The 5,449-nt window shown below is 56.7% G+C and carries 3 rRNA genes; all 3 read right to left on the reverse strand.

Annotation, left to right across the window (positions count from 1 at the left end):
• Nucleotides 1-12: 12 nt before the first annotated feature.
• Nucleotides 13-129, reverse strand: a 5S ribosomal RNA gene (gene rrf / locus ACWPXK_RS32995).
• A 140-nt stretch (nucleotides 130-269) separates the two neighbouring features.
• A 23S ribosomal RNA gene (locus tag ACWPXK_RS33000) occupies nucleotides 270-3,401 on the reverse strand.
• A gap of 330 nt (nucleotides 3,402-3,731) precedes the next feature.
• Nucleotides 3,732-5,250 (reverse strand): 16S ribosomal RNA (locus ACWPXK_RS33005).
• Together the 16S, 23S and 5S rRNA genes form the textbook arrangement of a ribosomal RNA operon.
• Between the last annotated feature and the right edge of the window lie 199 nt (nucleotides 5,251-5,449).

Consider the following 5,449-nt stretch of genomic DNA (forward strand, 5'->3'; position numbering starts at 1 on the left):
TCGTGAAGGATGTTCCGGCGGTGTCCTACTCTCCCACACCCTGTCGAGTGCAGTACCATCGGCGCTGGCAGGCTTAGCTTCCGGGTTCGGAATGGGACCGGGCGTTTCCCCGCCGCTATGGCCGCCGTAACTCTATGAAACTATCCACACTCACAGCCCGACCCGCACCCGGAGCCTCCCGCCTTGGGCGGAAGAAACCCCGTGAGGGGGTGTGCTGCAGTGTCTGTGTGTTGTTTCAGATACCGCACAGTGGACGCGTAGCAACCTTTGTTGGTAAGTCCTCGGCCGATTAGTACCGGTCACCTCCACACGTTACCGTGCTTCCAGTTCCGGCCTATCAACCCCATGGTCTGTAGGGGGCCTTAACCACTCAAAGGTGGTGAGAAACCTCATCTTGGAACAGGCTTCCCGCTTAGATGCTTTCAGCGGTTATCCCTTCCGAACGTAGCCAACCAGCCATGCCCCTGGCGGGACAACTGGCACACCAGAGGTTCGTCCGTCCCGGTCCTCTCGTACTAGGGACAGCCTTCCTCAAGTTTCTGACGCGCGCGGCGGATAGAGACCGAACTGTCTCACGACGTTCTAAACCCAGCTCGCGTGCCGCTTTAATGGGCGAACAGCCCAACCCTTGGGACCTACTCCAGCCCCAGGATGCGACGAGCCGACATCGAGGTGCCAAACCATCCCGTCGATATGGACTCTTGGGGAAGATCAGCCTGTTATCCCCGGGGTACCTTTTATCCGTTGAGCGACACCGCTTCCACATGCCGGTGCCGGATCACTAGTCCCGACTTTCGTCCCTGCTCGACCCGTCAGTCTCACAGTCAAGCTCCCTTGTGCACTTGCACTCGACACCTGATTGCCAACCAGGCTGAGGGAACCTTTGGGCGCCTCCGTTACATTTTGGGAGGCAACCGCCCCAGTTAAACTACCCACCAGGCACTGTCCCTGAACCAGATCATGGCCCGAGGTTAGAAGTCCAATACGACCAGAGTGGTATTTCAACGACGACTCCACGAACACTGGCGTGCCCGCTTCACAGTCTCCCACCTATCCTACACAAACCGTACCGAACACCAATACCAAGCTATAGTGAAGGTCCCGGGGTCTTTTCGTCCTGCCGCGCGTAACGAGCATCTTTACTCGTAATGCAATTTCGCCGAGTCTGTGGTTGAGACAGCAGAGAAGTCGTTACGCCATTCGTGCAGGTCGGAACTTACCCGACAAGGAATTTCGCTACCTTAGGATGGTTATAGTTACCACCGCCGTTTACCGGGGCTTAAATTCTCAGCTTCGCGGATTACTCCGCTAACCGGTCCTCTTAACCTTCCGGCACCGGGCAGGCGTCAGTCCGTATACATCGTCTTACGACTTCGCACGGACCTGTGTTTTTAGTAAACAGTCGCTTCTCTCTGGTCTCTGCGACCACACCCAGCTCCGGATGCAAGATCCATCACCAGGCCTGGTCCCCCTTCTCCCGAAGTTACGGGGGCATTTTGCCGAGTTCCTTAACCACAGTTCTCTCGATCGCCTCGGTATTCTCTACCTGACCACCTGTGTCGGTTTGGGGTACGGGCCGTGTACCAACTCACTAGAGGCTTTTCTCGGCAGCATAGGATCACTGAATTCGCCTCAATCGGCTACGCATCACCTCTCAGGCTTCATGGGATCCGGATTTACCTAGATCCCGCCCTACCGGCTTACACCAGGTAATCCACCACCTGGCCCAGCTACCTTCCTGCGTCACCCCATCGCTTGACTACTACACCCAGGATCCCGCGCAGCCCCTTCCGGTCTCCCGAAGGAGATCCGTCCGGTTTTGGGCGGTTAGCACAGATGATTCGCCATTGGGCGCGGATACACGGGTACGGGAATATCAACCCGTTGTCCATCGACTACGCCTGTCGGCCTCGCCTTAGGTCCCGACTCACCCTGGGCGGATTAACCTGGCCCAGGAACCCTTGGTCATTCGGCGGACGAGTTTCTCACTCGTCTTTCGCTACTCATGCCTGCATTCTCACTCCCACAGCCTCCACAACTAGTTCACACTGCTGCTTCCATGGCTGCAGGACGCTCCCCTACCCACCCCAACCACTGCCCACCCCCCCAAAAAGGGGGCAGGGATGTCCATGTTGGAGTGCCGCGGCTTCGGCGGTGTACTTGAGCCCCGCTACATTGTCGGCGCAGGATCACTTGACCAGTGAGCTATTACGCACTCTTTCAAGGGTGGCTGCTTCTAAGCCAACCTCCTGGTTGTCTCAGCGACCCCACATCCTTTTCCACTTAGTACACGCTTAGGGGCCTTAGCCGGCGATCTGGGCTGTTTCCCTCTCGACTACGAAGCTTATCCCCCGCAGTCTCACTGCCACGCTCTCACACACCGGCATTCGGAGTTTGGCTGACTTCGGTAAGCTTGTAGGCCCCCTAGGCCATCCAGTAGCTCTACCTCCGGCGTGAAACACGTGACGCTGCACCTAAATGCATTTCGGGGAGAACCAGCTATCACGGAGTTTGATTGGCCTTTCACCCCTACCCACAGCTCATCCCCTCAGTTTTCAACCTAAGTGGGTTCGGGCCTCCACAACATCTTACTGCTGCTTCACCCTGGCCATGGGTAGATCACTCCGCTTCGGGTCCATGACATGCGACTCAAAACGCCCTATTCGGACTCGCTTTCGCTACGGCTACCCCACACGGGTTAACCTCGCCACACACCGATGACTCGCAGGCTCATTCTTCAAAAGGCACGCCATCACCCCACCACAAAGTGGAAGGCTCTGACGGATTGTAAGCGCACGGTTTCAGGTACTATTTCACTCCCCTCCCGGGGTACTTTTCACCTTTCCCTCACGGTACTAGTCCGCTATCGGTCACCAGGGAGTATTCAGGCTTACCGGGTGGTCCCGGCAGATTCACAGCAGATTTCACGGGCCCGCTGCTACTCGGGAACCCACTACAACAGAGAACATGTTTTCGCCTACCGGACTCTCACCGTCTATGGTGGGCCGTTCCAGACCACTTCAACTAACACGAACTTTTCTGACTGTCGCCTACCACGGCAGTGATAGGAAAGTGAGCCCCACTACCCCACACGTGCAACACCTGCCGGCTATCACACACGCATGGTTTAGCCTCATCCGCTTTCGCTCGCCACTACTCACGGAATCACAATTGTTTTCTCTTCCTGTGGGTACTGAGATGTTTCACTTCCCCACGTTCCCTCCACACACCCTATATATTCAGGCGCGGGTAACACGACATCACTCGTGCTGGGTTTCCCCATTCGGAAATCCTCGGATCTCAGCTCGGTTGACAGCTCCCCGAGGCTTATCGCAGCCTCCTACGTCCTTCATCGGCTCCTGGTGCCAAGGCATCCACCGTACGCTCTTACACACTTACTAACAAAGATGCTCGCGTCCACTGTGCAGTTCTCAAACAACACACAAGACCAAACCCTGGCTCAGCACCAGCCGGAACCGAAATCCCGCGGTATAACTGAAGATTCAGCCTCGTCGTCATATTGCCTAGAAAGAACGCCTGTTCTCTCAGGACCCAACAGTGTGTCGACTACATCCCCGAACCAGAAGCACTCAGACTCCCAGCGAATTCGAGGCACATGCCAGCGTTCCACCCATGAGCTCCCGCCGGAAAACGATTGCTTCCGAAACGGTCTCTGCCACCAAACGTTTACCATCCCACCTACGTGGGTGCCGGTGGAGAATGCTCCTTAGAAAGGAGGTGATCCAGCCGCACCTTCCGGTACGGCTACCTTGTTACGACTTCGTCCCAATCGCCGATCCCACCTTCGACGGCTCCCTCCCACAAGGGGTTAGGCCACCGGCTTCGGGTGTTACCGACTTTCATGACGTGACGGGCGGTGTGTACAAGGCCCGGGAACGTATTCACCGCAGCGTTGCTGATCTGCGATTACTAGCGACTCCAACTTCACGGGGTCGAGTTGCAGACCCCGATCCGAACTGAGACCGGCTTTAAGGGATTCGCTCCACCTCACGGTATCGCAGCCCTCTGTACCGGCCATTGTAGCATGTGTGAAGCCCTGGACATAAGGGGCATGATGACTTGACGTCGTCCCCACCTTCCTCCGAGTTGACCCCGGCAGTCTCCTGCGAGTCCCCGGCATAATCCGCTGGCAACACAGGACAAGGGTTGCGCTCGTTGCGGGACTTAACCCAACATCTCACGACACGAGCTGACGACAGCCATGCACCACCTGTACACCGACCACAAGGGGGCCTACATCTCTGCAGGTTTCCGGTGTATGTCAAACCCAGGTAAGGTTCTTCGCGTTGCATCGAATTAATCCACATGCTCCGCCGCTTGTGCGGGCCCCCGTCAATTCCTTTGAGTTTTAGCCTTGCGGCCGTACTCCCCAGGCGGGGCGCTTAATGCGTTAGCTACGGCACGGATCCCGTGGAAGGAAACCCACACCTAGCGCCCACCGTTTACGGCGTGGACTACCAGGGTATCTAATCCTGTTCGCTACCCACGCTTTCGCTTCTCAGCGTCAGTTACTGCCCAGAGACCCGCCTTCGCCACCGGTGTTCCTCCTGATATCTGCGCATTTCACCGCTACACCAGGAATTCCAGTCTCCCCTGCAGTACTCAAGTCTGCCCGTATCGCCTGCAAGCTCACAGTTGAGCTGTGAGTTTTCACAGACGACGCGACAAACCGCCTACAAGCTCTTTACGCCCAGTAATTCCGGACAACGCTCGCACCCTACGTATTACCGCGGCTGCTGGCACGTAGTTGGCCGGTGCTTCTTCTACAGGTACCGTCACTTGCGCTTCGTCCCTGTCGAAAGAGGTTTACAACCCGAAGGCCGTCATCCCTCACGCGGCGTCGCTGCATCAGGCTTTCGCCCATTGTGCAATATTCCCCACTGCTGCCTCCCGTAGGAGTCTGGGCCGTGTCTCAGTCCCAGTGTGGCCGGTCGCCCTCTCAGGCCGGCTACCCGTCGTCGCCTTGGTAGGCCATTACCCCACCAACAAGCTGATAGGCCGCGGGCCCATCTCGCACCGATAAATCTTTCCACCAGAAACCATGCAGCAACTGGTCATATCCGGTATTAGACCCAGTTTCCCAGGCTTATCCCGAAGTGCGAGGCAGATCACCCACGTGTTACTCACCCGTTCGCCGCTCGTGTACCCCGAAGGGCCTTACCGCTCGACTTGCATGTGTTAAGCACGCCGCCAGCGTTCGTCCTGAGCCAGGATCAAACTCTCCGTTGAAGACTCACAATCACACCCCACAGGGCGCAATCAAAGTAATAACCAGAGTCCGAAAACCCAGCAAAACAATCGCCAGCCGGAAAAATAGCTGACTTAAATACCCGACCCTCCACACGGGGGGTGAAGAGCCGGAACCAAAAATAATTGGCACTGACATTCATCGACACACTATTGAGTTCTCAAAGAACACACGCACACA

It is taken from the genome of Nocardia sp. Marseille-Q1738 (assembly GCF_965283145.1).